Genomic DNA, 23,911 nt, shown 5'->3' on the forward strand with positions numbered 1-23,911 from the left:
AAGTAGAACCATCATGGAACTTGCCCTTCTTGCCGCCAGTTTTCTAATCTTCCTCTTCCTCGGGGTTCCGGTTTCATTCGCGTTGGGCCTGTCCTGCGTTCTGACGTACCTGTTCGAAGGCTTGCCGACCGCGACCGCGATGCAGTCGATGATCTCGGGCATGAACGGTTTCTCGTTCCTCGCGGTCCCGTTCTTCATCTTCTCCGGCGAGCTGATGCTCCATGGCGGCATCGCTGACCGCATCCTGCGTTTCGCGCAGGCCTCGGTCGGCCATTTCCGCGGTGGCCTCGGCATGGCCAACGTGGTCGCCTGTACGCTGTTCGGCGGCGTGTCGGGTTCGCCGACCGCGGATACGTCGGCCATGGGCGGCGTCGTGATCCCGCTGATGAAGCGCGAAGGTTATAGCGCCGCATACGCGGTCAACGTGACCACGCACTCGTCGCTCGCCGGCGCGCTGATGCCGACGTCGACCAACATGATCATCTACGCGTTCGCCGCGCAAGGCGTGAGCGGCGTGCTGAACGGCAAGCAGATGAGCGGCGTGTCGATCGGCGATCTGCTGTTCTCGGGTCTGTTGCCGGTGCTGTGGGTGATGGGCCTCGTGCTGATCGCCGCTTACTGGCAGGCCGTCAAGTTCGGCTATCCGCGCCGTCCCGACGGTTCGACCGAACTGCAGCGTTTCCCGGGCTGGATGGCGGTGCTGCGCACGTTCATCGGCGCGGTGCCGGGTCTGATGGTCATCGCGATCATTCTGTTCTGCGTGGCGCGCGGTATCGCCACCGCGACGGAGGCGGCCGCGATCGCCGTGGGTTATTCGCTGATATTGACCATCGTCGTGTATCGCTCGCTGTCGATGAAGAAGCTCGGCCATGCGCTCGGCAAGGCCGCGAAAACGACCGGCGTGGTGCTGCTGCTGATCGGTGTGTCGAACATGCTGCGCTTCCAGATGGCCTATCTGGAGATCCCGGAGGCGATCGAACGCATGCTCGACGGCGCGACCTCGCTGCCGTGGCTGATGTTGTTTTACATCAACGTGATTCAGGTGTTCCTCGGTACGTTCGTCGACATGGCGGCGCACATCCTGATCACGACCCCGCTGTTCCTGCCGATGGCCATGCACAACGGGGTGGGCCCGGTTCAGTTCGGCATCATGATTCTGCTGAACTGCGCGTTGGGTCTCGTGCATCCGCCGATTGGCTCGGTGCAGTTCATTGGTTGCGCAATTGGCAATGTGTCGATAGGGGAAACTACTAAGGTGGCTTGGCCGTATTACCTCGCTATCTTCTCGGCCATCAATATTGTCACCTATGTCCCGTGGTTCTCGACCTGGTTGCCGAGCATCATCAACGGCCATCCGGTGTTCTGATCCAAATAAAACGTATTTCCCGCACTCAGCGGCGCTCGCATAGGCCGCATTAGAAAGTTTTTAACAGAGGAGTAAAAATGAAAAAGACTCTCTTAGCTTCGGCCTTGGGGTTGGTCGCCCTGGGCGCACATGCGCAAAGCAGCGTGACGCTTTACGGTATCGTCGATACGGGCCTGGGTTGGCAGAACAGCTCGGCGTCGCTGACCACGGCGGCGAAACCGCAGACCGTCCCTGGCAACTCGCAAGTCAAGATGATCAACGGCATCTGGGCAGGCAGCCGTTTCGGTTTGAAGGGCTCGGAAGATCTGGGTGGCGGCACTAAGACGATTTTCACGTTGGAAGAAGGCTTTAACAGCGCAACTGGCGCGCAAAGTGTGTCGGGTCTGGCATTCAACCGCCAGGCATGGGTCGGTCTGACGAACGCGCAGTTCGGTACGGTGACGGCAGGCCGCGGGTACACCTCGTACTACACGCTGCTCTCGCCGTATAGCCCGACCACGTGGCTGACCGGTGCATACGGTGCGCATCCGGGCGATATCGACTCGCTGGATACGACGTTCCGGGTGAACAACCAACTGGTTTATACGTCGCCGAGCTTTGCCGGTCTGACGGTTAGCGGTTCGTACGCACTGGGCGGCAATGCGGGCAGCTTCGCAGCCGGCCAAACCTGGAGCGTGGCGGCACAGTACCTGAACGGCCCGATCGGTATCGCAGCAGGTATCCAGCGCATCGACAACGCGGCAACCGTTGGCACCCCCGCGTGGAATTCCACGGCGACGAACAACGGCGCTCAGCCGTCCGTCTCGGCAATCAACAACGGCTTCCAGACCGCAGCGAAGCAGCAGCGCATTGCGGTGACGGGTGGTTACGCGTTCAACTCGCAGTGGGACGTTTCGTTCGCATACTCGAACGTTAAATACACTGCGGGCGAGGCTTCGCTGTTCCACGACACGCAGATCTGGAATACCGGTGGCGCAGTGCTGCACTGGAAGCCGATCTCGGTTCTGGACGTGGCCGCTGGCTATAGCTACACCCGTGCAACGTCGTCGAACGGCATTCAGAGCACGGCTACCTACAACCAGTTCAACCTGTCGCAGTACTACTCGCTGTCCAAGCGCACCGGTCTGTACGCACTCGAAGCGTATCAGCGCGCTAGCGGCCAGACGCTGTCGGGCAACGGCAAGTCCATCATCAACGCAGTGGCAAGCATCGGTGACGGCCAGAACGGTTCGCCGTCCTCGTCGCGCAGCCAGACCGCAGTTGGCGTGGGTATCATCCACAAGTTCTAAACAGTTACTGAATACGTGGGCGGCACGTTGTTTTGCCGCCACATCGACGCGTTTTTTTCGCGTCGTCAGTCTCGCAAAGCTGCGCACATTACGTGCGCAGCTTTTTTTTCGAATGCTTCGTTTTGATGCATCGCAGGCGCTGGTCTCCCCAGCTGTGCCAGATCTGGGTTGGGATTGCCTCGCGCGCGGGCTTTCGCGTTACGATGAGAGCCCGGCGCGCTTCCCTGCGCCGTTTCGCGAGGAGACGCCGATGCGTGAATTACGATGGGCTTCGGAAGAGGGCGATGGCATCGAACATCTGGTATTCGATGCGCGCGACGATGGCTTCGCCGTTGAAAGCGTCGTGGTCGGGCAGCGCTATGGCAAGGCGTATGGGCTGCATTACGCGGTGCGCTGCGACGCGCGCTGGCGCACGCGCTACGCGCGGCTGAAGATCGTCGGCGGCGGCGAGCTGGAGCTGCATGGCGATGGCGACGGCCACTGGCACGACGGGCACGGCCTCGCGCTCAGCGCGATCGAAGGCTGTATCGACATCGATATCGCGGCGACGCCGTACACCAATACGCTGCCGATCCGTCGGCTGCAACTCGCGCAAGGCGAACGTCAGCCGATCGAAGTCGCGTATATCTCGACGCCGGACTTGCAGGTCACGCGCGCCGAGCAGGCCTACACGTGCATCGAGTTGAATGGCGAGTACCGCTACGAAGGCATTTTTCGCGAATTCACCGCCAATTTGCGCGTGGATAGCGATGGTCTCGTGATCGACTATCCGACCTTGTTCACGCGTTTGCCGCGCGCGCGTTAGGTTGTGCGTTCGGCGTCGCCCGCTGCGTTTGAGTCGTCGTCGGGCCCAGTCGATGCGCCGCGGCCGAGCGGGCGTTGCATCAGCGTCGTGTCGAGCCAGCGGCCGTGCTTGTAGCCGACAGCCTTCAACGTGCCGGTCAGCTCGAAGCCGAGTTGCGCGTGCAACGACAGTGAGCCGCCGCTGCCGCCATCGGCGATCACCGCGATCATCTGACGCCACGGTCCGGTCTCGCAACGTTCGATCAGCGCCTGCAGCAGCACGCGTCCGATGCCGCGTCCGCGATACGCGTCGTTGACGTAGATCGAGTCTTCGATCGTGTTGCGATAGGCGGCGCGCGGGCGATACGGCGTCGCATAGCAATAGCCGGCCACGTCGCCGTCGATCTCCGCGACCATATATGGCAGTCCGTGGCTGCGCACGCTTGCGAGCCGCGCGCGCAGATCGTCGACGGACGGCGGGGTTTCTTCGAACGACGCGACACCGGTCAGCACGTGATGCGCGTAGATCGCCCGGATCGCGGGGAGGTCGGCTTCGCTGGCGTCGCGGATCCGCGGGGCGTCGAGCGGAGGGCGGGGTGAACTCATGCGGGGTCCTGTCGTGGCGGGCGCAGTTTGGCGGAAGTCTTCACTATGCCTGTCGCTGGGGCGGATTTGAATCGGGTCAAAGATCGAATTGATCGAACTCGCTCTGCAGCTCGCGATTACGCGCCACGCGTTCGTCGATAGCCGGTCCACGCCGTTCGACGACCGCCGAGATCAGCAGATTGAACAGGCATGTCAGCGGCGCGAGCGAATCCCAGAACTGACCGACGTCGGTCGTCACCTGCAGCAGATCGCCGTCGAAATCGCGCGCCCACGGACAGTAGATATCGGTGACGAGCGCGAACGGCAGGCCGCGGCGCGAGGCCGCCTGGCAATAGCGTCGCGCGATCGTCGAATAGGCGCGCGTGTCGGTGACGATCAGATAGGGCGTGCTGAATTCCGAGTTCAGCGAATCGACGTAGGAACCCGACATGCCGTCCGAATAGAACACGCGCGGGCGGATGTATTCGAGATAGCTGTAGAACGCGTTGCTGATGCCGCGCGTCGATTGGATGCCGAGGATGTAGACCGCATCGGCGTTCGCAATGCGCTCGGCGACGCGCGCGAAGGCCGGCGAGCGCGCGAGTTCATACACGTGCCGGATCGCGCCGATCTCGAGTTCGAGCGATTGGGCGAGCGCGGCGTCGCGCGGCGAGGAGCCGTCAGCGACGCTCGGTTCATGAAGCTCACCGGTTTGCGCGCAGTCGCTCGGGCCACGGCGGAATGCGTCGAGCCGGTCCGTGATCAGCCAGGGCCGCTGCTGCGTGCCGCGCAGCTCGCGTTTCAGATCGTCGAGATTGCGATAGCCGACGCTACGCAGAAAGCGGCCGACCGAAATACCGCTGGTGCCGGCTTGCTGCGCGATCTGATCGGCGGTCTCGAGGCCGAGCCGGTCGAGATTCGCGAGCATGTAGCTGGCGACGCGTTTCGACGTCGGCGTGAGTTCGGCAAAACGGGCTTCGACGGTTTGGGCAAAAGCGGTCGTCATCGTCAGTCGCGGCGCGGGGCGCTGGTTGTGCCAATCTGCGAAATGATGACATATCGATCCACGGCTCGCGTAATTCGATCCTGAAAAAGTCTGCTCGCCGTGCGACGGTCGAGCCGCGTCAGACCGGCCGCCGCACCGGCGCGGCGCGCGAAAAATGCCGTGCGCCAGCCACGCAGGCGACCACGATCACGGTGACGATGATCATCGATGGCGGTACCTGCTCGTGCAGCAGCACGCCGGCGAGCAGCAGCCCGAAAAACGGCTGCAGCAGCTGCAATTGGCCGACCGCCGCGATGCCGCCGAGCGCGAGCCCGCGATACCAGAACACGAAGCCGATCAGCATGCTGAACAGCGACACGTACGCGAGTCCCCACAGCGCGGCGGCGCCGACACCGTCGAACGATACGGGCCGCGTCCACCATGCGAGCGGCAGCATCAACGGCAGCGACAGCACGAGCGCCCACGAAATCACCTGCCAGCCGCCGAGATGACGCGACAACCGCGCGCCTTCCGCGTAGCCCAGCCCGCACACGACGATCGCCGCGAGCATCAGCGCGTCGCCGAGCGGCGAGGCGTCGATGCCGTGACGCAGCGCGAACGCGGCCACCGCCGCGCTGCCGAGCGCCGAGAACAGCCAGAACGCCGGCTGCGGCCGCTCGCCGCCGCGCAACACGCCGAAGATCGCGGTGGCGAGCGGCAGCAGGCCGATGAATACGACCGCATGCGCGGCGCTCACATGACGCAGCGCGAGCGCGGTCAGCAAAGGAAAGCCGACGACGACGCCGAGCGCGACCACGACGAGCGGCAGCAGATCGCGCCGCTCCGGGCGGGTCTCGCGGAACACCAGCAACAGCAGCAGACCAAGGATGCCCGCGATCGTCGCGCGCGCCACGGTCAGAAACACCGGATCGAGGCCCTGCACGGCAAGCCGCGTGGCCGGCAGCGAGCCGCTGAAAATCAGCACGCCCGCGAAACCGCTGAGCCAGCCGTTGGTGGTTTTGTCCATGGCAAACATCCCTGCGCTGAAAGAGTCTCATGATGCGCGCCGCGGCCGTAAACGTTAAGCTACAGATCAGTACAGTTCGTACAAACTGTACCTAACATGGGAGCAGTACAGATGGCGGAAAGCGAGAACAACGAGACGGCGCCGGGCACGCGTGTCGGCCTCGTGATGAACAATCTGCGGGAGCGTATCGCGAGCCGCTCGCTGATGCCGGGCGCCCGCGTGCCGTCGATCCGCGCGATGACCGACACGCTCGGCGTGTCCAAGTCGACCGTGGTAGAAGGCTACGACCGTCTCGTTGCGGAAGGGGTGATCATCGCGCGGCGCGGCTCGGGCTTCTTCGTGTCGGGCCATGCGCCGCCGCTCGCGCTCGCCGATCTCGGGCCGCGGCTCGATCGCGAGGTCGATCCGCTGTGGCTCACGCGGCAGTCGCTGGAGACCGGCTCGAAAGCGCTGAAGCCCGGCTGCGGCTGGATGCCGGCTTCGTGGTTGCCGGAAGATGGCGTGCGGCGCGCGCTGCGTGCGGTTGCCCGTGATCCGCAATCGCTGCTCGCGGACTACGCGAGCCCGGCGGGCTTGCCCGCGCTGCGTCAGCAGCTTGCGTGGCGGCTTTCCGCGCACGGGGTCGATGCGCCGCCCGAGCAGATCCTGCTGACCGACGGCGGCACCCATGCGCTCGATCTCGTGTGCCGCTTCCTGCTCGAACCCGGCGACACGGTGCTGATCGACGATCCTTGCTATTTCAATTTTCAGGCGTTGTTGCGCGCGCATCGCGTGCGGATCGCGAGCGTGCCGTACACGCCGCAGGGACCGGATCTCGCGGCCTTCGAGCGCGTTCTGGTCGAGCAGCGTCCGCGGCTCTACGTGACGAACTCGGCGATCCACAATCCGACCGGCGCGACGCTCGCGCCGGCCGTCGCGCACCGGCTACTGAAGCTCGCCGGCGAGCACGATCTGCTGATCGTCGAGGACGACATCTTCGCGGACTTCGAAGACGAAGCCGCGCCGCGCCTTGCCGCATTCGACGGCCTCGCGCGCGTCGTGTCGATCGGCAGCTTTTCGAAGACGCTGTCGGCGGCGGTGCGCTGCGGCTATATTGCGGCACGCGCCGAATGGGTCGAGCCGTTGATCGATCTGAAGCTCGCGACTTCGTTCGGCAATGGTCAGCTCGCGGCGAGCGTCGTGCATCGGATGCTCGTCGACGGTACCTATCGGCGTCATCTAGAGGCGATGCGCGCGAAGCTGGCCGATGCGATGGGAGAGACCATCAGGCGTCTCGGCTATGCGGGCCTCGATATCTGGACACGGCCGCGCGCGGGCCTGTTCGTGTGGGCGCGCTTGCCCGGGGTGCTCGATGCCGCCGACATCGCCCGTCATGCGCTGACGGCGGGCGTCGTGTTCGCGCCGGGCAACGTGTTCAGCGCGTCGCAAGCGGCGGCGGGCTTTCTGCGTTTCAACGTGTCGCAATGCAATCGCCCGAAGGTGTACGAGGCATTGCAACGGGCGATGGAAGCGTGCACGGAGTCGGCCGGCGCGGGGCGCGAGCGGGTCTGAGACGAACTCAGGCGAAGCAGGCGTTCGCGGTCCCCCGCTACAGCGTTATTTGCACAGCAGAAGCATCCGTTCTTCTTCCGAGCAAGGCGTGTGCGGTTTCGGCGCGGGTTGCGCGGCCGCCGCGCTCATCGCCGCGCTGCGGTTCGCGAGACACGCGCGCAGATGCTTCTCGACCGGACCGTAGTACTTCCACCCACGAACGAGCGTCGGCAATTCGAGCTTCACCTGTTTCCATTTCGGATGGCCATGCTCCTGCAGATTGTCGAAGTTCGCGCACAACGAGTCGGCGAAATGATTCAGATTGCTGACTGTGTCGCGCAAGCCGTAATCGTAGGTGACCAGAAACGCTTTGACGGTCAGACCCGGCACGTCTTCCTTCAACCAGCCTGGGTAGCTGCTTTGGTGGATCGTAGTCGGAAAGTAGGTCTGCTTCGCGCGGTTCGTCTCCGGCGCGTTGGGATCGACGGGCAACAGACGCAACTGTGACAGCAGGTCGGGTTTCATGTCATTGAACAGCTTTGCCGGCTGCCCGACCACGATGATCGCGACGTCGATCTTCTTCACGATCAGCGCGGCGAGCGCGTCCTCGTTGCTCAGATGCACGACGTTCTGCTCCGGAATCGGCTGGCCGAACATCAGGCGGTAGAGCGTCGTCGCCGACTGCGCGGTGCCGCTGCCTAGCAGGCCGACGCTGATGGTCTTGTCCTTGATGTCGGCGAGCGTTTTCAGCGGCGAATCCGCCCGTACGACGACGTTAATTTCCTCGTCGTAGAGCGGCATGATCAGTCGCAGCGGCCGGATCGTCGTGCCCGCATCGGGGTTGCCCGAGTTGGCCATGTCGATGAACGCCTGGTACACGTCGGACTGCACGAGCGCGAGCTTCACGCCGGGCTCGAAACGCATGCGCTGCACGTTTTCGGCCGAGCCTTTCGACGCCACCACTTCGAGGTCGATGCCAACCGGCTGGGCCACCCATTTCGACAGGTCATTGCCGATCTGGATATATGTGCCGCGCTCCGGCCCGGTGACGATCTTGTAGTGCGCCGGTTCCGCGCCGGCCAGCGAACATACGACCAGTACCACCAGGCCCAGCCAGCCCGCGAGGAGTCTCTTCAGCATGATCTTTCTACCTATCGGTCAGGTTGATCCCGCTTCACGCGTGGCGCGTGGAAGCACCAGTGATCCGGTTGCCCTGTCATGTTCAAACTACTGCCAGGGTCGCTCCGTCTGTTTCCGCTCAGAGGACGCACGATAATGTGCGAATTGGCACAGACGGCGGCCATTTGATCTGGTATGCGAAGCAATGTTTTTGCGCGACGGCGCAGCAGTTTGCGTCTTCGGGACCCGGTTCGGACCGTCGCGTCGCGCGTGAGCGCTAGTTGCTCCGCGGCGTCGCGGTTCTCACGACGCCGACGTTCGTTGCAGTCACGACCAGTTCGCCGTGTGCTTGCATGCCGACGGGCAGCGGTGCCTGCGCTTGCGCGAGCGGCGCGCCCGGCGCGGCGTCCGTCGTCGCCGCATGCGGCGGACTCAGCGGCGCCCAGCCGGTCTCGCGAATGACGCGCTCGAGGATCACTTTCGCCGCGTCGTTGCCGCTGTCGATCGCGAGCGCCTCGTTCGCGTGCTGACGCGCGCACGGCCACGACTGCTGCGCGACGCAGGCCTGCGCGGCCTGTAGCGCAGTATCGCGACGCTGGACGAGCGGCCGCATCTGATCGGCCAGACCCTGCGCGTCGCTGTTTCCGGGTTGTAACGTTTGCGCGGCGGCGAGAGCGGCTTGGGCGGCGGACAGATCGTTCGCGCGGAACGCTGTCCTCGCGACCTGCAATGCTTGTCCGGCGTCGTGGAATTGCGGCGCGGGCCGCATGGGCGTCGCGGCCATCGGCGGCGCGGCAGGCGGCGCGGCTGGTGTCGCTGGAATGACGGGAGCCGCGGGCGCGACGGGCGCGGGCTTCGCCGCCAGTGCGGTCACGGGCGGTGGAGCAGGCTTGGCCGCGGCCGGCGCGTGCATGGTCTGTGCTTGAGCAATCACCGGGGCGGACACAAGCGGCGCGATCATGCCGGTCGTTGTTCTGGCATCCGGCGTAATCTGCTCCACGCCTGTGTCTTCCGATTCGCCGCCGTCGCTGAATAGCGTATAAGCGACATACGCCAGGCCGATTGCGACAACCGCGCCGATCACGTACAGCACGCGCCAGATCGTCTGCGCAGTGTTGGGCGGCGCATACATCGGATCGTCGTAAGGTGGGATAGTGGTGTCGGTCGACACGAGCGCCGTGTGCATGACCGGCTCGGTCTGCAACAGGGGTTCGGACGCCATCGCGGCAGCGGCGATGGCGGGCTCGCCCCGTGTGCCGAGCTCGTCGTCGAAACGGGGCAGGGGCTTGTGCGTGGCGCTCGCACGGCTGCCTGGAATACCGGTGCGGATGTGCGGATCGTCCTGGTCGAACGGATGCGCAGCGCCACAGTAGGGGCAGGCGTCGACTTGTCGGTACAGTGCGCCACCGCAGCGTTTGCAGGGCGTGGGGAAACTTTGGCCGGTTGCTGTCTGGGTGGACATGCCGTGGACCCACCTTTGGAAAACGATGCCGTAAAGGCATGCTTCGGATCGTGTTGAGGCAGGAGCCTTGTCCGCGGAATCACGATCCACATGCGCCGGAAGTCGTGGAGACGTAGGCAGCGGCCGCGTTTCCACGGGTTCCAATATGTGGCGTTTCACGGGGGACGTCAACGCGGTTGGCCCCTGGATTGTGTGCGCTACCGCTCATTGGGAGGTATGAAGAAACCCTGGCCATACATTCGAAAACGAGTGTATGTGTCTGTTGTTTCACGACAAATGGAAGGTAACCGGAAGCATCGCGCTGCATGAAGCGAGCGCGACAAAAAAACAACGAGGCCGACGCGTCGTGCGTGCGGCCTCGTGATCGACCTGCTATCTGGCGCTTGCCGGTACGCGTTTGCATCAGCTTCCCGATCAGGCGTCGAAGTACGCTCAGTGCTTGCGCAACGGATGATCCTTCAGCAGCCATGCGAGCACGAAGGCGAGCACCACGACGCATGCGGCCGACAGATACACGGTGTGCAACGCACCCGCGAACGCATGCAGATAGTCGTTGCGCAATGCTTCGGGCAGCTGATGAATCGCTGCGGGACCCAATGCCTGCGGAAGTTCGGTGTCGGGCGGGATCAGCTTTTCGAGGCGTCCGGCGAGGCCGTTCGAGAACACCGCACCGAAGCCGGCCACGCCGATCGAGCCGCCGATCGAGCGAAACAGCGTGACGCCCGACGTCGCCACACCCATATGCTTGAACTCTACGGTGTTCTGGACCGCGAGGACCAGCACCTGCATCACCATGCCGAGGCCGCAGCCGAGCAGACCCATGTACAGATACATCACATGAATCGGCGTATCGATCTGCAGGCGCGCGAGCAGCAGCATCGCCACGGAGACGAGGAACGTGCCCATGATCGGGAACAGCCGGTACTTGCCGATCTTGCTGATCACGCGGCCCGTCACCATCGACAGGATGAACAGGCCACCCATCATCGGCAGCATCTGCATGCCGGCGTGCGACGGCGTGGAGCCCTTCACGACCTGCAGATAGAGCGGAATGAACGTCACGGAGCCGAATAGCGATACGCCGATGATGAAGCTCACGAGGCTGCTGATCAGAAACGTGCGCTGTTTGAACAGTTCGAGCGGCATGATCGGTTCGACCGCGCTGCGTTCTTCGTGAATGAATCCCCAGATCGCTGCGAGGCCCATGCCGAGCGTGAACCACAGTTGCGGCGACGACCACGGCAGGATCGTGCCGCCCTGACTCGTGAACAGGATGATGCAGGTCAGCGCGCCGGCGAGAAACGCGGCACCCATGTAATCGATCGTGTGCTTCACGTGGCGCGCGTGCGGCTTGAACACCGCGCCGATCACGATGAGCGACAGGATGCCGAGCGGCAGGTTGATGTAGAAGATCCAGCGCCACGTCAGATGCTCGACCAGAAAGCCGCCGAGCAGCGGACCGATGACGGTGGCAAGACCGAAGATGCCGCCGAACACGCCCTGGTAGCGGCCACGCTCAGCGGGCGGAATCACGTCCGCGATCGCCGCCATCGTCACGACGAGCAGGCCGCCGCCGCCGAGCCCTTGCAGCGCGCGCAGCACGATCAGCTGACTCATGTTCTGCGCGATGCCACACAGCGCCGAGCCGACGAGAAAGACGACGATCGCCGTCTGCAGCACGATCTTGCGGCCGAACAGGTCGCCGAACTTGCCGTACAGCGGCACGACGATGGTCGAACTGAGCAGGTAGGCGGTCACGACCCACGACAGGTTATTGAGCCCGCCCAGTTCGCCGACGATGGTCGGGAGCGCGGTCGAGACAATCGTCTGGTCCAGGGCGGCGAGCAGCATCACCAGCAGCAGCGCCGGAAACAGCAGCCGGATCGGCGGATGGTCGGCCGCGGGCGCGGGGTTGACTGACAGGGTCGTAGCGGGTTGTTCCATGGCGGCAACGCGTTGAAATTAATTAACTGAGAGATTAATATATGTGACATCGCCTCTCACGTCAAATTCAATGCAATGACAAGGATCTCGCCTGACGACGCCGCGGCGCACAATGCCGTGGCAGATACGGGGCCGCCCGCGCGAATTGCCGCGAAAGAGCGCGACGCGTCGAAGCCCAAACTCACGGCAGCGCCAACGGATATTCATGCTGCGAATATCGGAAGCGGCGCACCGGCTGGATCGGCCGCCCGCCGCCCCGGCCGGCCGTCGGGCGCCGCGCGCGGTCCCGCGCAGCGTGCGCGCTTGCTCGACGCCGCGCTGACGCTGTTCGCGAGGCAGGGCATCGTCGAGACATCGCTGGGTGAGATCGCCCGCGAGGCCGGCTTCACGCCCGCGATGGTGCACTACTACTTCAAGACGCGTGATCAACTGCTCGACGTGCTGATCGACGAGTGTTTCGCACCGTTGCGCGCGAGCCTCGGGCTGCCATTTCAGGAGAATCCCGACGATCCGGTCGCGGCAATCACGCAACTCACGGAGCGGCTCGTGCAGATCGCGAGCGACAACCCGTGGTTCGCGTCGCTGTGGGTGCGCGAAGTGATCAGCGACGGCGGGCTGCTGCGCCAGCGCATGCATGAGCGCTTTGGTTTCGCGCATCAGAAGGCGTCGCTGCTGGCGATCGCGCGTTGGCAGAAGGAGGGGCGCCTGAATGCATCGCTCGAACCCGCGCTCGTGTTCGTCACGCTGCTCGGCATGACGATTCTGCCGCTTGCCACCTCGAAGCTGTGGCGCAACGATCCGTTGCGCCGCAGTATCGGCGGCGCGGAGATTACGCGGCACGCGGTGGCGTTGCTGTTGCAGGGCATTGGGCCCGGCAAGGGCGATTGAACTGGCGGCCGGTATGGCGCACCGGGCGCCGCGTCGTTTGAAAGGGCCCTAGATTTTGCGATTGTTCTTCCACTCGTCGAACGCCGCCTTCGTCTCGTCGTTCGGCGGATAGGTGCCGGGCAGCGCGGCGCCGGCACGAATCCTTTCGGTGAGAAACGCCTCGAGCTGTTCCTGTCCGGCGGCGGCTTGCGCGACGTCGCCGGCCATCTTCAGCGGAATTACCACAACTCCATCCACATCGCCGACGATCACGTCGCCCGGAAACACCGCGACTCCACCACACCCGATCGGCACGTTGATATCGACCGCGTGATGGCGGATCAGATTGGGCGGCGCGCTCGCGCCGGCGCAAAACACCGGCATGTCGAGCGCGGCGATCGTCGCGCTGTCGCGCACCGGGCCGTCGGACACCATGCCGGCAACACCGCGCACCTGCAAACGAAGCGACAGAATCGAACCGAACGACGCGCTGCCGCGCTCGCCGCGGCAATCCTGCACGAGCACGTGGCCCGGCGCAATGGTCTCGACGCATTTGCGTTGCGCGTACTCAGGGTCCGCGAATAGCTCCAGTACGTCGAGGTCTTCGCGCGATGGGATGTTGCGCAGTGTGAACGCCGGCCCGACCAGATTCGCGCCGCGCCGCGGACCGAGCGGCGCGACGCCCTGCATGAAGGTGTTGCGCAGACCGCGCTTGAATAGCTGCGTGGTCAGCGTGGCGGTGCTGACGTGACGAAGGATGTCGAGCGTCGCGGCGGAGAGCGCGGGCGATGTGGCGGACATGGTGTCGGTTGACCTCGGGTTGAGATGAGGGGGCATCGGTAGGCGCGCGTGCGCGCCCCCGATGATAGCGCCGCGACACCACCGGTTAGCAGGCCAGCGCCATTTATCGCCGCGACATCGGCAACCGCGACCGAGCCCTTCTTTACGTGACGCGAACAGCTGCAACGAGGCACGCGACGTGCTTGCAGTGTCGTCGGATGCGAGCGGCGCAAAACGAACGGCAGCGCCGCGTTGTGCAAACAATACGAAGGGCAGAATCGATACCGGGCGGGGAAGGCCGTACGAACGGGGTTCGTACGAACCGCGCCGGAACATCGGGTGCCCGCGATCGGCGAGCCGCGGAAAAACTGCGGACACTGAGCGGCTAAATCGCGGTGTGCGTCGAGCGCCGTTTTTTCATCGACGTGCAATTTTGGCGCGTTACCGTGCGCAAGCGTCGTACTCGGGAAGATGTTGCGCAATGTTTTACAAGCGCGGACCTGTCTGCAACTCGGCGTGCGAAATCGGGTCGGAATCATGGACTGCAACACCCTGGCCGCGCGAATCGGCGGCAATCAGCAAAGTGAAATACAAAGTGAAACCTCCGCCCCCTCGGACGACCTAACCGGTTTTTCAGAGCCACAACATACGATGAACGCAGCAATGAGGCTCGATCAGGCCACGATCGTGCTGGTGGAGGACGACCCGGACAGCCGGGAATCGTTGACCTTGTTACTCGAGGCGGAAGGCGCGAAGGTTTGCGCGGTCGCCGATGCGGAAGAGGGCGTCGTGGCGGCGATGCGGTTGCTGCCCGACGCGGTCGTCTGCGATCTCGACTTGCCGGCCATGGATGGCTTCTATCTGATCCAGCGGCTGCGCGACCACGAGATTTGCGGCGGTCATTCACCCTCGGTGGCGGTGGCGCTCACCGGCCATACCGACGACGCATACCGCCTGCGCAGCATCGGCGAAGGCTTCCAGCATTTCATGACCAAACCTGCGTTACCCGAAGCGCTCGTGACGCTGCTGCACGACGCGATCGACGCCCGCGCGGCGGGTTGATCGACGCTTCGCAGCGGCTCTCGTGGGAGCGGGTTTTAGACAGAGCAGGCCGGCGCGCGGCGGGGAGATGTCGTTTCTCGAAGCAGCGCACGGCCATCGACGCTTTGCAGCGCGTCACACAGCGTTGCGCACCCAATGTGGCGCGCCGCTATTTCGCCGCGGCCACCGGCGCGGCCGCGCTGGCCGCTTTGGCCGCCTGACAGGCCGCACACAATCCCTTCAATTCGATTTCGTCGCTCGCGAGCCGATAGCCCGCGTCCTCGATCTGCGCGACGAGCGCCTGACGCAGCTTCGGTTGATGCAATTCGGTGACGCTGCCACATTGCTGGCATACGACGAGAATGCCGTGCTGGCATTGCGTCAGATCATGGCAGACAGTGAACGCATTGATCGATTCGATCCGATGCACGAGCCCCGCCGACAGTAAAAAATCCAACGCGCGATAGACGGTCGGCGGCGCCGAGCCGGCGTGGATCTGGCGCATTTCGTCGAGCAGCGAATAGGCCTTGGTCGCGCGTCCCGAGTTCAGCAGCAGTTCGAGCACCTTGCGCCGGATCGGCGTGAGTTTTTCGCCGCGTTCGCGGCAATATTCCTCGGCGAGTGCGAGAGCCGCTTCCTGCGACGGGCCATGTGCGTGCGACGACTCGTGCACGTCGTGATGCGCTCGATGATCGTGTGCATCGGCGGCGGGGGCGGCAGGTGCGGGAGCGACCGGACGGCCGGTCGCGGCGGGCTTGGCGGTTTTCATGCGTCGATTATAGAGGCAGGGGGATGCAAGTGCCGCGCCGGTCGAAGCGTCGAGAGAATCGGCATTGCCCAGATTTGGCTTACAACTGACAACAAACGAAAAATAGGGTCTTTACTGACAAAAAATGCCTATTCTTTGTCAGTCATTCTCTGAATGTGTTTGATGGGATCTCGATGAGACAACTGCTTCACCCATCGCGGGCAGTAGCCTTAGCCTTTCTCTTTGCGATTGCCGCAGGGACGCTCCTTTTGAGGTTGCCCTTGTCGCAGGCCAAAGGTGAGGCAGCGCCGTGGCTGAGCGCTTTTTTTACCGCTACCTCCGCGGTCTGCGTGACTGGACTCGTCGTTGTCGATACGGGCACCTACTGGTCAAGCTTTGGACAGTGGGTCATCCTCGGCCTGTTTCAGATTGGCGGTTTCGGCATGATGACCGCAGCCACCTTGCTGGGACTCATGGTCAACCGGTCCTTGCCGCTGCGGGCGAAGCTGATCACCCAGGTCGAGACGCACACGCTCCGTCTCGGGGACATCGGCAGCGTGGCGCGCCTGGTGCTCGTCGTGACGCTCGTCACTGAACTGACCACGGCACTCTGGCTGACGGTCAGGCTTCATCTCGGGTACAACTTCCATTGGGGCGAGGCCGCATGGAGTGGATGGTTCCATGCGGTCTCCGCGTTCAGCAACGCGGGCTTTTCAATTCACCCGGACAGTCTGATGCGCTATGCCGCCGACGCGTCGATGCTGGTACCGGTGATGGTCGCGATTGTCGTCGGCGGAATCGGGTTTCCGGTTCTGTACGATCTGCGGGAAAAACTTCGGGGTGCCCGTCGGCTTTCATTGCACACCAGGCTCACTTTAGTGGTCACGGGGGTGCTGCTGCTCGGTGGATTTCTTGCGTTGCTGCTGTTCGAATGGACCAATCCAAAAACCCTGGGTCCGATGCCGTTCGGAGAGAAGCTCCTTTCGGCAGCTTTCGCCTCGGTATCCGCGCGCACGGCGGGTTTCAACTCGCTCGACGTCGGCGCAATGCGTCATGACAGCTGGGCCCTGCATTTCTTCCTGATGTTCGTTGGCGGGGGCAGCGCGGGAACGGCAGGGGGTGTCAAGATCGGCACCATCGCCATTCTGGCCTTGCTGGTGATCGCAGAGATCCGCGGGCTTGGCGATATCGAGGCGTTTGGGCGCCGTGTCAGCGCGTCGGCGCAGCGGCAAGCGATTACCGTCGTGGCGCTGGGCGCCGTGATGATCACGGTCGGCACACTCATCATTCTGCACATCACCGATTTCCCTACCGATCAGGTCATCTTCGAAGTTATTTCGGCGTTCAGTACGGTCGGTCTGTCCACGGGTATCACGGGTGATCTGCCTGCGCCGGCACAGTTCGTGATCATCGCGCTGATGTACGTCGGCCGGGTTGGAACCATTACCTTTGCAACGTCGTTAATACTGGTTGAGCGGCGTGCGCAATATAGCTACCCCGAGGAGCATCCAATTGTTGGCTGACCTGTTCAAGATTTCGCTCTCTTTTTCGAAAGGCGACAGTGTGGTCGTCATCGGTTTGGGGCGGTTCGGCTGTGCCGTGGCCCAGTCGCTGCTTCGGCTTGGCCATGACGTGATGGGAATCGACCGGGACGAGCAGCAGGTGCAGTTATGGGCGGACCGGTTGACGCATGCCGTCCAGGCCGATTCGACCAACGTGAATACCCTGCGTCAATTGGGCGTTGCCGATTTCCCTCATGCGATCGTGGGCATTGGAAGCGACCTTTCGGCGAGCCTGATGACCCTGATGGCCCTAACGGAACTTCAGATCAAGGACATCTGGTTGAAGGCGGTGACCACGGAACACGCCCAGATTGCCCAGCGCATCGGCGCGCATCACGTGGTTTATCCGGAAGCGGAAATGGGTGAACGGATCGCTCACCTGATCACAGGCCGAATCGTGGACTACATTGAATTCGGCGAAGGATTTGCCGTCGCCGCGATTCATGCCCCGGCGCCGACACACAACCGTCCGCTCGCAGATTGCGGCGTTCTGGAGGCGTTCGGTGTAATGGTCATGGCCGTCAGGCGCGCTGGCGAAGAGTTCCAGCACGCGGGGCCTGACACGGTTGTTGTGCCGGGGGATTTGCTGATCGTGTCGGGCCCCGCGAGCAGGGTCGAAGAGTTTGCGAGTCGCGCGAATACCTGAACCGTTTCCGCCGACCCGCGCCATGCTCAGGTCAACGGGAAATCCACATACTTCTTGAACCCGGAGCGCGTCGTGAGACGCGAATACCAGCGCTCCAGACTCGGCAGCGACGGCCGCTGCAAACCGTCGAGGCCGAACCAGCGCTTCGCGTACGCGCCGATCACGATATCGGCGAGCGTGAACTTGTCGCCTTCGAGAAAGAAGCGGCCCTGCAGATGCGTGTCGAGCAGGCGCCACAGGACGGTGACCGCCTTCGCGTCGGCGGCGAGTTTGGCGGCGTCGCGCTCGGCCTCGGGCGTGCGCACGAGGGTCCAGAACACGGGACGTTCCACTGGCTGCAGCGTCGACAGCGACCAGTCCAGCCAGCGGTCGATGCTCGCGCGCAGTTTCGGCTCGCCCGGATACAGCAGGCTCGATTCGCCGTATTGCATCGCCAGATAGCGCAGGATCGAGTTGGATTCCCACAGCACGAAGTCGTCGTCGACCAGCGTCGGAATCTTGCCGGTCGGGTTCATCGCGAGGTAGTCGGGTTCGTTGTTGCGGCCGAATTGCAGGCCCGCGTCGATGCGGTCGAACGGCAGCACGAGTTCGTCGCAGCACCACAAGACCTTCTGGACGTTGACCGAATTGGCGCGTCCCCAGATTGTAATCATCCGGTAAATCCTTTTCTCTTACGGTTGGCAAGCCGCGCGGCGTGCGCGGCGTTCAGCCACTAACGATACACGATGTGCGCGCCTTTGCGCGACGGGCCGCCCGGCCGACATTGCGTTGCGTACAATGACCGCACTCCGGATTGCCCGCTGAAAACACGCATCCCAACTCATTGAGGCATCGCATGGCCCGCATTGTTCCCGACGACTGGAAGAGCCTCGAAGCGACCGGCGCGGCGGCGCGCGAACGCGAAACGCTCGCGCTGCTCGAAAAGGCACTGCCCGCCGACTACACCGTCTACCACGGCGTGCATTGGACGCGCCTGAACCAGAACTTCTCCGTGTTCGGCGAGGCCGATTTCGTGATCGTGAGTCCCGCCGGGCGCCTGCTGATCATCGAGCAGAAGACCGGCTTTCTGCGCGAAACGCCGAAGGGGCTCGTCAAGGTGTATCTGCAAACCGAGCGAAACGTCGCGATCGCGCTCGCGCATACGATCGAGAGTCTGCACCGGCGTTTTACCGCGGCGTTCGGCGCGGGCGCCTATTTCATCGAGGAACTGCTGTACTGTCCCGATCACATCGTCAAGGATGCGGCGATCGCCGGCGTGAATCCCGCGCGCATCGTCGACGCTACGCGGCGCGAGCGTCTCGCGGCGATCGTCCGCCAAGCGCTGCCGGCCGATGAACCGCGGCTTCCCTGCGCGGCGAAAATCCACCACTTTCTCGCCGACGAACTCGCGTTGACGCCCGACACGAGCGCGCTCGTCGGGCAGGCGGGCATGCTCGTCACGCGCCTTTCGGGCGGACTTGCGACATGGGCCCGGCGGCTCGAATTCGCGCCGTTCCGTTTGCGCGTGATTGGCACGGCGGGCTCCGGCAAGACGCAACTCGCGGTGCAGGTGATGAAGGACGCGGTCGCGCGCGGCGAGCGGCCGTTGTACGTGTGCTTCAACCGGCCGCTCGCCGATCACATCGCGCGGGTGGCGCCGCCGGAGGCGAAAGTCGCGAACTATCACCAGCTTTGCGACTGGATCGCGCGCGACGCGGGCCGCGCGCCCGATTTCCGGTCGGCGCAGGTGTTCGATCAACTGGAGGCCGTATTCGCCGACACGCCAATCGAACCGCGCTGGCAATTCGACGTACTGATCGTCGACGAAGGGCAGGATTTCCAGCAGCCATGGTTTGCCGCGCTCGAGCGGCTGCTGCGGCCGGGCGCCGCGTGGTGGTGGCTCGAAGACCCACTGCAGAATCTGTACATGCGTGAGCCGGTCTCGTTGCCCGGCTGGACCACGCTGAGAGAAACCACCAATTACCGCAGTCCTCGCGACATCCTCGATTATCTGCGCGACGTGCTGGGCGCGTCGGTGCCGCTGGCCGCGGCACTTACGTCGGGCAGTCCGTTCGACGGCTCCGAGGTTTCGGTGTCGGTCTACGACGAAGCGCAGGGCGCCGATAGCAGTATCGACGCAACCAAGCGCGCCATCACGCAGGCGCTATCGCTCGGTTTTCGCAAGCAGGACATCGCGGTGCTGTCGTTTCGCGGTCGCGAGGGCTCGGCGATGAGCGCGCTCGATCATCTCGGACCGCATCGGCTGCGCAGTTTCACCGGCAAATACGATCTGTTCGGCAACCCGGAGTATCGTGAAGGCGACGTGCTGTTCGAGTCGATCTACCGCTTCAAGGGGCAGGCGGCGCCGTGCGTGATCTTCACCGAGATCGACTTCGACGCGTTCGACGAACGCAGCGCGCGCAAGCTGTTCGTCGGCGCGACGCGCGCGACGATGAAGCTGATCGTCGTCGCGTCGCAGCGGGCCGCGCGGCATTTGCAGTTGCGCGAGGCGAAGGACAGGTAGCGGCGGCGTTCGGGCGCTGCGCCCACTCGGAACGTTGCGTTCAACTCCACGCCCTTGCGCTCACCAGCATCCCCGTGCGCGTCAGCGCATCCCACCAGATCACGCGCAGCAGCGGCGCTTGCTGCGCGATCAGCAGCGCCTGCACCGGATCGCTTTCGACGAAGTGCGTGACACCCGCGCGCAGCGCCGCGCTCGCCTTGTGCGCGGCCGCGCCGGCGGGGCTGTCGTCGTGCAGGCCGGACGTGCGCATCGCCAACTGCATGTGAGCGAAGCCGTGTCGCGCGAGCCACGCTTCGGTGCGCGCGCGATCCATCTCCGGGCGGCCCGTGATGATCGTGCGCACCTGCTGCAGGTCGATGCCGGGCAGCACCTCGAACGGCAGCAGCGCGTCGCGCTCGGCGAGCGCGGCGGCGAGGTCCTCGTCGTAGCGCGCGAGCGGTACGTCGGGCAGCAGGATGCCGTCGAGGTCGATCGCGTAGGCCGCGTACTCGTGGTCGTTGGCCATCGTGGGCGCGGCGCCGGCTTCGACGCGCGCCCAGTCGTCGCGGTAGCGCTCGGTGTATGCCTGGCGCTCCCATGGAAAGAGGGCGAAGTAGCCGCGCGCATCGATCGCGTAGTCGGGCTGTGCGCGGCTCAGATCATCGACCGCGGCGGTCAGGGTTTTGACTTCGAGCCTGTGCGCCTGCAGAAACGCGATGCAATCGACGAGCGTAAAACCGCGTCCCGCGATGTCCTCGCACAACAGCACTTTCGATCCGGCGGGCGGGATCGGCAGCGTCGAATCCCATGCGACCGCGCGCGTCTGGCGGTCGTAGCGCAGGAACGCGACCGGCGCGCCGACCGCGTGCGACACCATCAGCGCGAGCGGCGCGCCGCCGCGCAGAATCCCGAGCGCCATTGCGAAACGCTCGGCGAGCAACACGGGTTGCAGCGATTCGATCCAGTGATCGAGCTGTTCGTACGTCAGAGGCAGGACCGGCTTGTTCATGACTATCGAGGCGCCGCGTGGCGCGATGGAAGGCAATGGTCCGCGGGGATGCGCGCGCGGCGCGCGCTGACGCACTGGCGCGACATCGCGGGTCCCCGTTTTTGAGTCAGCGCATTTTGGCGATATTATGCATGCGGGTCAAAGGTCGCGTGTCGGGGTGGCACGCGTTTGACGGCACGGTACGGCGCAACACTTCGCGTGGCATGAGATCGGCTGACCGTGGCGCGGCCCGCGGTCCGGCGAATCAACGAAATCGGATAAAAAAAGCAAATGGCCAATCTGATTGCAACGCTGTGCAACGCAGCCAGCGGAACCGGTGTGCCCTGGCGGATGCGCTGGCTGACGGGGCTGGCGGGACTGATCGTCGGGCTTTCCGTCTGTTGCGCGCATGCGCAGCCGGGCGCGCGGCAGTCGCCGGCGCTGGCGCTCGACGTGCAGGGCAAGATCGCCAATACCAACGACGCCGCGCATCGCACCTATCACTTCAACGAGGCTCAACTGCTCGCGCTGCCCGTGCATACGATCACGACCTCGACCACCTGGACGCCGCGCTCGACGTTCACCGGGCCCAGGCTCGCCGACATCCTGAAGGCCGTCGGCGCGCACGGCACCCAGATCGAACTCCACACGTTCGACGACTACACCTACACCGTGCCGGTGTCGGACTGCGAACGCTACGGCGTGATCGTCGCGTACAGCATGAACGGCCAGCGCCTGAAACTCAGCGACTTCGGGCCGCTGTTTCTGATCTATCCGCGCGACGCTTTTCCAGATGAACTGACTGGCGCGGTCGGCGACTCGAAATTCGTATGGCAGATCAAGGCCCTCATCGTCAAATAGCGCGCCGTCCGTGGCGGCGCGTGTTGAACGTGCTGATCTGGCTGATGGCGCTCGCGGCGCCCGCCGGCGCGATCGGCTATCTGCTCTATGCGAACCTGTTGAACCCGCGCGCGACCGAGCAGCTGACCCGTACCTACGACGGTTTCTACTGGGACGCCGCGCAACTGCAGATCGCGTACGCGCGCTTCGAGAACCAGCTGCTGCTGTATCAGTCCGGTGCCGACGACGATTATCAGCAGTTGCAGCTGCGCTTCCAGCTGCTGCAATCGAAGCTGCGCGTGATGGCCGGCTCGACGCATCGGCTCTCCGCGCAGCTCGCTCTGTTGCAACGGCAGCTCGACGAAATCAAGACGCTCGAGACTGTGCTCGACGACATCGAGCCCGAGATCGAGGTACTGCAGCGCGACCGTGCGCGTGCCGCGCGGATCGACGCGCAGCTGCGCCAGCACTGGAGCGAGGTCAACGATCTCGCGCTGTCGCGCCGTTTCGCCGATGTCGCCGACCGCGAGGCGATGAACCGCGATTTCATCGACAAGCGCCGCATTCTGTTCGCGGGCGGTCTGGTGCTGCTATTGCTGTCGGCGGCGGCGACGCTGCTGCTCGTGCTCAACGGCCGGCGCCGCACGCGGCTGATGCGCCAGCAGCGCGCGGCACTGGAAGCCGAGCATCAAGCGAGCCGCGCGGCGCGCGAGGCGAGCCTCGCGAAGGATGCGTTTCTCGGCATGATCGGCCATGAGCTGCGCACGCCGTTGCATGCGATCGTCTCGTCGGTGGAACTGCTCGGCTTCAACTATCACTCGGAGGCCGACCGCAAGGTGATCCAGCGGCTCGAAACCGCGGCGCGCCATCTCGAGGCGCAGATGAAGGACCTGACCGACTACGCGCGCCTTGGCGCCGGCAAGCTCGAACTGCGGCACCAGCATTTCGAGCCGCGCGAGCTGCTGGCGTCGATCGTCGATGAACACACGATGTCCGCCAGGACGCGCGGGCTCGAGCTCGAAAGCGAGGCGAGCGGCGCGAGCGGGCTCGTCGAGTCGGACCCGCACCGCATCCGGCAGATCGTCAACAACCTCGTCACCAACGCGATCCGCTACACCGAGACCGGCACGGTGCGCGTCGAACTGCGGCAAGAGCCGGCGCTGCTGGTTTTCGTCGTCAGCGATACGGGGCCGGGCGTGCCGTCCGAACAGATCCCGCTGATCTTCGAGGAGTTCACGCAGCTCGACGCGTCGCGCACGCGCCGCTTCGAAGGCGCGGGGATGGGGCTCACGATCGTGCAAGGGCTCGTGAAGCTGTTCGGCGGCACGGTGGATGTCGCGAGCACGGTCGGCGAGGGCACCAGCTTCACGGTGACGATCCCGGTCGTGCCGGTCGCAACCGTCGAGCCGGCCGACGTCGTGGAGCAAGCCGAGCGGGACGGCGCGCAGCCGTGCGTGCTGATCATCGACGATAACCGGCTGATCCGCGAGTCGCTCAGCGAAATGGTCGCGCACATGGGCTACGACTCGCTCGCACTCGGCAATGCCAACGACGCGCTCGCGTGGCTCGACACCCACCGCTGCGAAGTGGTGCTGCTCGATCTGCACATGCCGGAGCGCGATGGCTACACGTTTCTCGAAGACTTCGCGACGCGCGACGGACCGTCGGCGGGCGTGCCGGTGATCGTGGTCAGCGCGTACGCGCCGGAGGTCCTGCGGAATGGCGAAAGTGGCGCGACTGGCGTGCCGTCGGTGTTCGAGGCGCTGTTAAAGCCAGTCCATTACGAGGATCTGAAGCACGCCCTGCAGCGGGCGCTGGCGGCGCGGCATCAGGCGTGAGCGCGTGAGCGCGTGAAGGCGGCGCTGCC

The 23,911-nt window shown here is 64.3% G+C and carries 21 protein-coding genes; 11 read left to right on the plus strand and 10 right to left on the minus strand.

Features of this window, described 5'->3' with window-relative positions; translation table 11 throughout:
- The first annotated feature begins 13 nt into the window (after positions 1–13).
- The 3 genes from OKW29_RS11105 to OKW29_RS11115 all read left to right on the plus strand — a co-directional run bounded on the left by OKW29_RS11105 (position 14) and on the right by OKW29_RS11115 (position 3,460).
- Positions 14–1,366: a TRAP transporter large permease gene (locus OKW29_RS11105; RefSeq protein WP_429291075.1), complete on the plus strand. Its 1,353-nt coding sequence runs from the start codon at positions 14–16 to the stop codon at positions 1,364–1,366.
- A 77-nt stretch (positions 1,367–1,443) separates the two neighbouring features.
- Complete coding sequence (locus OKW29_RS11110) at positions 1,444–2,655, plus strand: porin (protein WP_429291076.1); 1,212 nt, start codon at positions 1,444–1,446, stop codon at positions 2,653–2,655.
- Positions 2,656–2,905: 250 nt separating this feature from the next.
- Positions 2,906–3,460, plus strand: a complete 555-nt coding sequence (locus OKW29_RS11115; RefSeq protein WP_026225863.1) for a putative glycolipid-binding domain-containing protein — start codon at positions 2,906–2,908, stop codon at positions 3,458–3,460.
- Here OKW29_RS11115 and OKW29_RS11120 read toward each other — a convergent pair.
- The 3 genes from OKW29_RS11120 to OKW29_RS11130 all read right to left on the minus strand — a co-directional run bounded on the left by OKW29_RS11120 (position 3,457) and on the right by OKW29_RS11130 (position 6,035).
- The gene (locus OKW29_RS11120) at positions 3,457–4,044 is read right to left on the minus strand and encodes an N-acetyltransferase family protein (protein WP_429291077.1); all 588 of its coding nucleotides are present in this window, start codon (positions 4,042–4,044) and stop codon (positions 3,457–3,459) included. The genes OKW29_RS11115 and OKW29_RS11120 overlap by 4 nt on opposite strands.
- 76 nt (positions 4,045–4,120) lie before the next feature.
- Positions 4,121–5,029, minus strand: a complete 909-nt coding sequence (gene sapR, locus OKW29_RS11125) for a sap1 transcriptional regulator SapR (protein ID WP_187629791.1) — start codon at positions 5,027–5,029, stop codon at positions 4,121–4,123.
- Between the two features lie 118 nt (positions 5,030–5,147).
- Entirely contained in the window at positions 5,148–6,035 is an 888-nt protein-coding gene (locus OKW29_RS11130) for a DMT family transporter (protein ID WP_184008450.1), read from the minus strand.
- 111 nt (positions 6,036–6,146) lie between these two features.
- On the opposite strand from OKW29_RS11130, the gene OKW29_RS11135 reads away from it, so the two are divergent.
- Positions 6,147–7,586, plus strand: coding sequence for a PLP-dependent aminotransferase family protein (locus OKW29_RS11135; RefSeq protein WP_429291078.1), 1,440 nt, complete (start codon positions 6,147–6,149; stop codon positions 7,584–7,586).
- A 45-nt stretch (positions 7,587–7,631) separates the two neighbouring features.
- Here OKW29_RS11135 and OKW29_RS11140 read toward each other — a convergent pair whose 3' ends face one another.
- The 3 genes from OKW29_RS11140 to OKW29_RS11150 form a co-directional block, all read right to left on the minus strand.
- Complete coding sequence (locus OKW29_RS11140) at positions 7,632–8,705, minus strand: TAXI family TRAP transporter solute-binding subunit (protein WP_187629790.1); 1,074 nt, start codon at positions 8,703–8,705, stop codon at positions 7,632–7,634.
- 256 nt (positions 8,706–8,961) lie between these two features.
- Positions 8,962–10,146: a hypothetical protein gene (locus OKW29_RS11145; protein WP_429291079.1), complete on the minus strand. Its 1,185-nt coding sequence runs from the start codon at positions 10,144–10,146 to the stop codon at positions 8,962–8,964.
- A gap of 432 nt (positions 10,147–10,578) precedes the next feature.
- Positions 10,579–12,090, minus strand: a complete 1,512-nt coding sequence (locus OKW29_RS11150; protein WP_429291080.1) for an MDR family MFS transporter — start codon at positions 12,088–12,090, stop codon at positions 10,579–10,581.
- Positions 12,091–12,165: 75 nt separating this feature from the next.
- On the opposite strand from OKW29_RS11150, the gene OKW29_RS11155 reads away from it, so the two are divergent.
- Positions 12,166–12,978 (plus strand): TetR/AcrR family transcriptional regulator, encoded by an 813-nt coding sequence (locus OKW29_RS11155; protein ID WP_429291081.1) that lies wholly within the window; start codon positions 12,166–12,168, stop codon positions 12,976–12,978.
- 48 nt (positions 12,979–13,026) lie between these two features.
- Here the strand turns inward: OKW29_RS11155 and OKW29_RS11160 are convergent, their stop codons facing one another.
- Positions 13,027–13,758, minus strand: a complete 732-nt coding sequence (locus tag OKW29_RS11160) for a ribonuclease activity regulator RraA (protein WP_429291082.1) — start codon at positions 13,756–13,758, stop codon at positions 13,027–13,029.
- A 516-nt stretch (positions 13,759–14,274) separates the two neighbouring features.
- Between OKW29_RS11160 and OKW29_RS11165 the strand changes: the two genes are divergently transcribed.
- On the plus strand, positions 14,275–14,799 hold the full coding sequence (locus OKW29_RS11165) for a response regulator (protein WP_429292486.1): 525 nt from the start codon (positions 14,275–14,277) through the stop codon (positions 14,797–14,799).
- Between the two features lie 148 nt (positions 14,800–14,947).
- Here OKW29_RS11165 and OKW29_RS11170 read toward each other — a convergent pair whose 3' ends face one another.
- Positions 14,948–15,547 (minus strand): Fur family transcriptional regulator, encoded by a 600-nt coding sequence (locus OKW29_RS11170; RefSeq protein ID WP_429291083.1) that lies wholly within the window; start codon positions 15,545–15,547, stop codon positions 14,948–14,950.
- 260 nt (positions 15,548–15,807) lie between these two features.
- Between OKW29_RS11170 and OKW29_RS11175 the strand changes: the two genes are divergently transcribed.
- Entirely contained in the window at positions 15,808–17,049 is a 1,242-nt protein-coding gene (locus tag OKW29_RS11175; protein ID WP_429291084.1) for a TrkH family potassium uptake protein, read from the plus strand.
- Positions 17,039–17,734: a potassium channel family protein gene (locus OKW29_RS11180; protein WP_429291085.1), complete on the plus strand. Its 696-nt coding sequence runs from the start codon at positions 17,039–17,041 to the stop codon at positions 17,732–17,734. Before OKW29_RS11175 ends, OKW29_RS11180 begins: the two co-directional genes overlap by 11 nt.
- Positions 17,735–17,760: 26 nt before the next feature.
- On the opposite strand, the gene OKW29_RS11185 is transcribed toward OKW29_RS11180, so the two are convergent.
- Positions 17,761–18,387 (minus strand): glutathione S-transferase family protein, encoded by a 627-nt coding sequence (locus tag OKW29_RS11185; RefSeq protein WP_187629783.1) that lies wholly within the window; start codon positions 18,385–18,387, stop codon positions 17,761–17,763.
- A 182-nt stretch (positions 18,388–18,569) separates the two neighbouring features.
- On the opposite strand from OKW29_RS11185, the gene OKW29_RS11190 reads away from it, so the two are divergent.
- Complete coding sequence (locus OKW29_RS11190) at positions 18,570–20,237, plus strand: ATP-binding domain-containing protein (RefSeq protein ID WP_429291086.1); 1,668 nt, start codon at positions 18,570–18,572, stop codon at positions 20,235–20,237.
- A gap of 40 nt (positions 20,238–20,277) precedes the next feature.
- Here OKW29_RS11190 and OKW29_RS11195 read toward each other — a convergent pair whose 3' ends face one another.
- Positions 20,278–21,225 carry a phosphoribosyltransferase gene (locus OKW29_RS11195; protein WP_429291087.1) on the minus strand — a complete coding sequence of 316 codons (948 nt, stop codon included), beginning with the start codon at positions 21,223–21,225 and terminating at the stop codon, positions 20,278–20,280.
- A 270-nt stretch (positions 21,226–21,495) separates the two neighbouring features.
- Here OKW29_RS11195 and OKW29_RS11200 point away from each other — a divergent pair, with 270 nt between their 5' ends.
- Positions 21,496–22,065, plus strand: a complete 570-nt coding sequence (locus OKW29_RS11200; RefSeq protein WP_184069272.1) for a molybdopterin-dependent oxidoreductase — start codon at positions 21,496–21,498, stop codon at positions 22,063–22,065.
- Entirely contained in the window at positions 22,035–23,882 is a 1,848-nt protein-coding gene (locus OKW29_RS11205) for an ATP-binding response regulator (protein WP_429291088.1), read from the plus strand. Before OKW29_RS11200 ends, OKW29_RS11205 begins: the two co-directional genes overlap by 31 nt.
- Positions 23,883–23,911: the final 29 nt, after the last annotated feature.

This window comes from Paraburkholderia sp. CI3, assembly GCF_050436505.1.
GTDB classification, from domain to species: domain Bacteria; phylum Pseudomonadota; class Gammaproteobacteria; order Burkholderiales; family Burkholderiaceae; genus Paraburkholderia; species Paraburkholderia tuberum.

Coding starts and splice junctions, on each gene's coding strand:
- OKW29_RS11105 (WP_429291075.1), top strand. CDS start 14: ATGGAACTTGCCCTTCTTGCCGCCAGTTTTCTAATCTTCCTCTTCCTC.
- OKW29_RS11110 (WP_429291076.1), top strand. CDS start 1,444: ATGAAAAAGACTCTCTTAGCTTCGGCCTTGGGGTTGGTCGCCCTGGGC.
- OKW29_RS11115 (WP_026225863.1), top strand. CDS start 2,906: ATGCGTGAATTACGATGGGCTTCGGAAGAGGGCGATGGCATCGAACAT.
- OKW29_RS11120 (WP_429291077.1), bottom strand. CDS start 4,044: ATGAGTTCACCCCGCCCTCCGCTCGACGCCCCGCGGATCCGCGACGCC.
- sapR (WP_187629791.1), bottom strand. CDS start 5,029: ATGACGACCGCTTTTGCCCAAACCGTCGAAGCCCGTTTTGCCGAACTC.
- OKW29_RS11130 (WP_184008450.1), bottom strand. CDS start 6,035: ATGGACAAAACCACCAACGGCTGGCTCAGCGGTTTCGCGGGCGTGCTG.
- OKW29_RS11135 (WP_429291078.1), top strand. CDS start 6,147: ATGGCGGAAAGCGAGAACAACGAGACGGCGCCGGGCACGCGTGTCGGC.
- OKW29_RS11140 (WP_187629790.1), bottom strand. CDS start 8,705: ATGCTGAAGAGACTCCTCGCGGGCTGGCTGGGCCTGGTGGTACTGGTC.
- OKW29_RS11145 (WP_429291079.1), bottom strand. CDS start 10,146: ATGTCCACCCAGACAGCAACCGGCCAAAGTTTCCCCACGCCCTGCAAA.
- OKW29_RS11150 (WP_429291080.1), bottom strand. CDS start 12,090: ATGGAACAACCCGCTACGACCCTGTCAGTCAACCCCGCGCCCGCGGCC.
- OKW29_RS11155 (WP_429291081.1), top strand. CDS start 12,166: ATGACAAGGATCTCGCCTGACGACGCCGCGGCGCACAATGCCGTGGCA.
- OKW29_RS11160 (WP_429291082.1), bottom strand. CDS start 13,758: ATGTCCGCCACATCGCCCGCGCTCTCCGCCGCGACGCTCGACATCCTT.
- OKW29_RS11165 (WP_429292486.1), top strand. CDS start 14,275: ATGGACTGCAACACCCTGGCCGCGCGAATCGGCGGCAATCAGCAAAGT.
- OKW29_RS11170 (WP_429291083.1), bottom strand. CDS start 15,547: ATGAAAACCGCCAAGCCCGCCGCGACCGGCCGTCCGGTCGCTCCCGCA.
- OKW29_RS11185 (WP_187629783.1), bottom strand. CDS start 18,387: ATGATTACAATCTGGGGACGCGCCAATTCGGTCAACGTCCAGAAGGTC.
- OKW29_RS11190 (WP_429291086.1), top strand. CDS start 18,570: ATGGCCCGCATTGTTCCCGACGACTGGAAGAGCCTCGAAGCGACCGGC.
- OKW29_RS11195 (WP_429291087.1), bottom strand. CDS start 21,225: ATGAACAAGCCGGTCCTGCCTCTGACGTACGAACAGCTCGATCACTGG.
- OKW29_RS11200 (WP_184069272.1), top strand. CDS start 21,496: ATGGCCAATCTGATTGCAACGCTGTGCAACGCAGCCAGCGGAACCGGT.
- OKW29_RS11205 (WP_429291088.1), top strand. CDS start 22,035: ATGGCAGATCAAGGCCCTCATCGTCAAATAGCGCGCCGTCCGTGGCGG.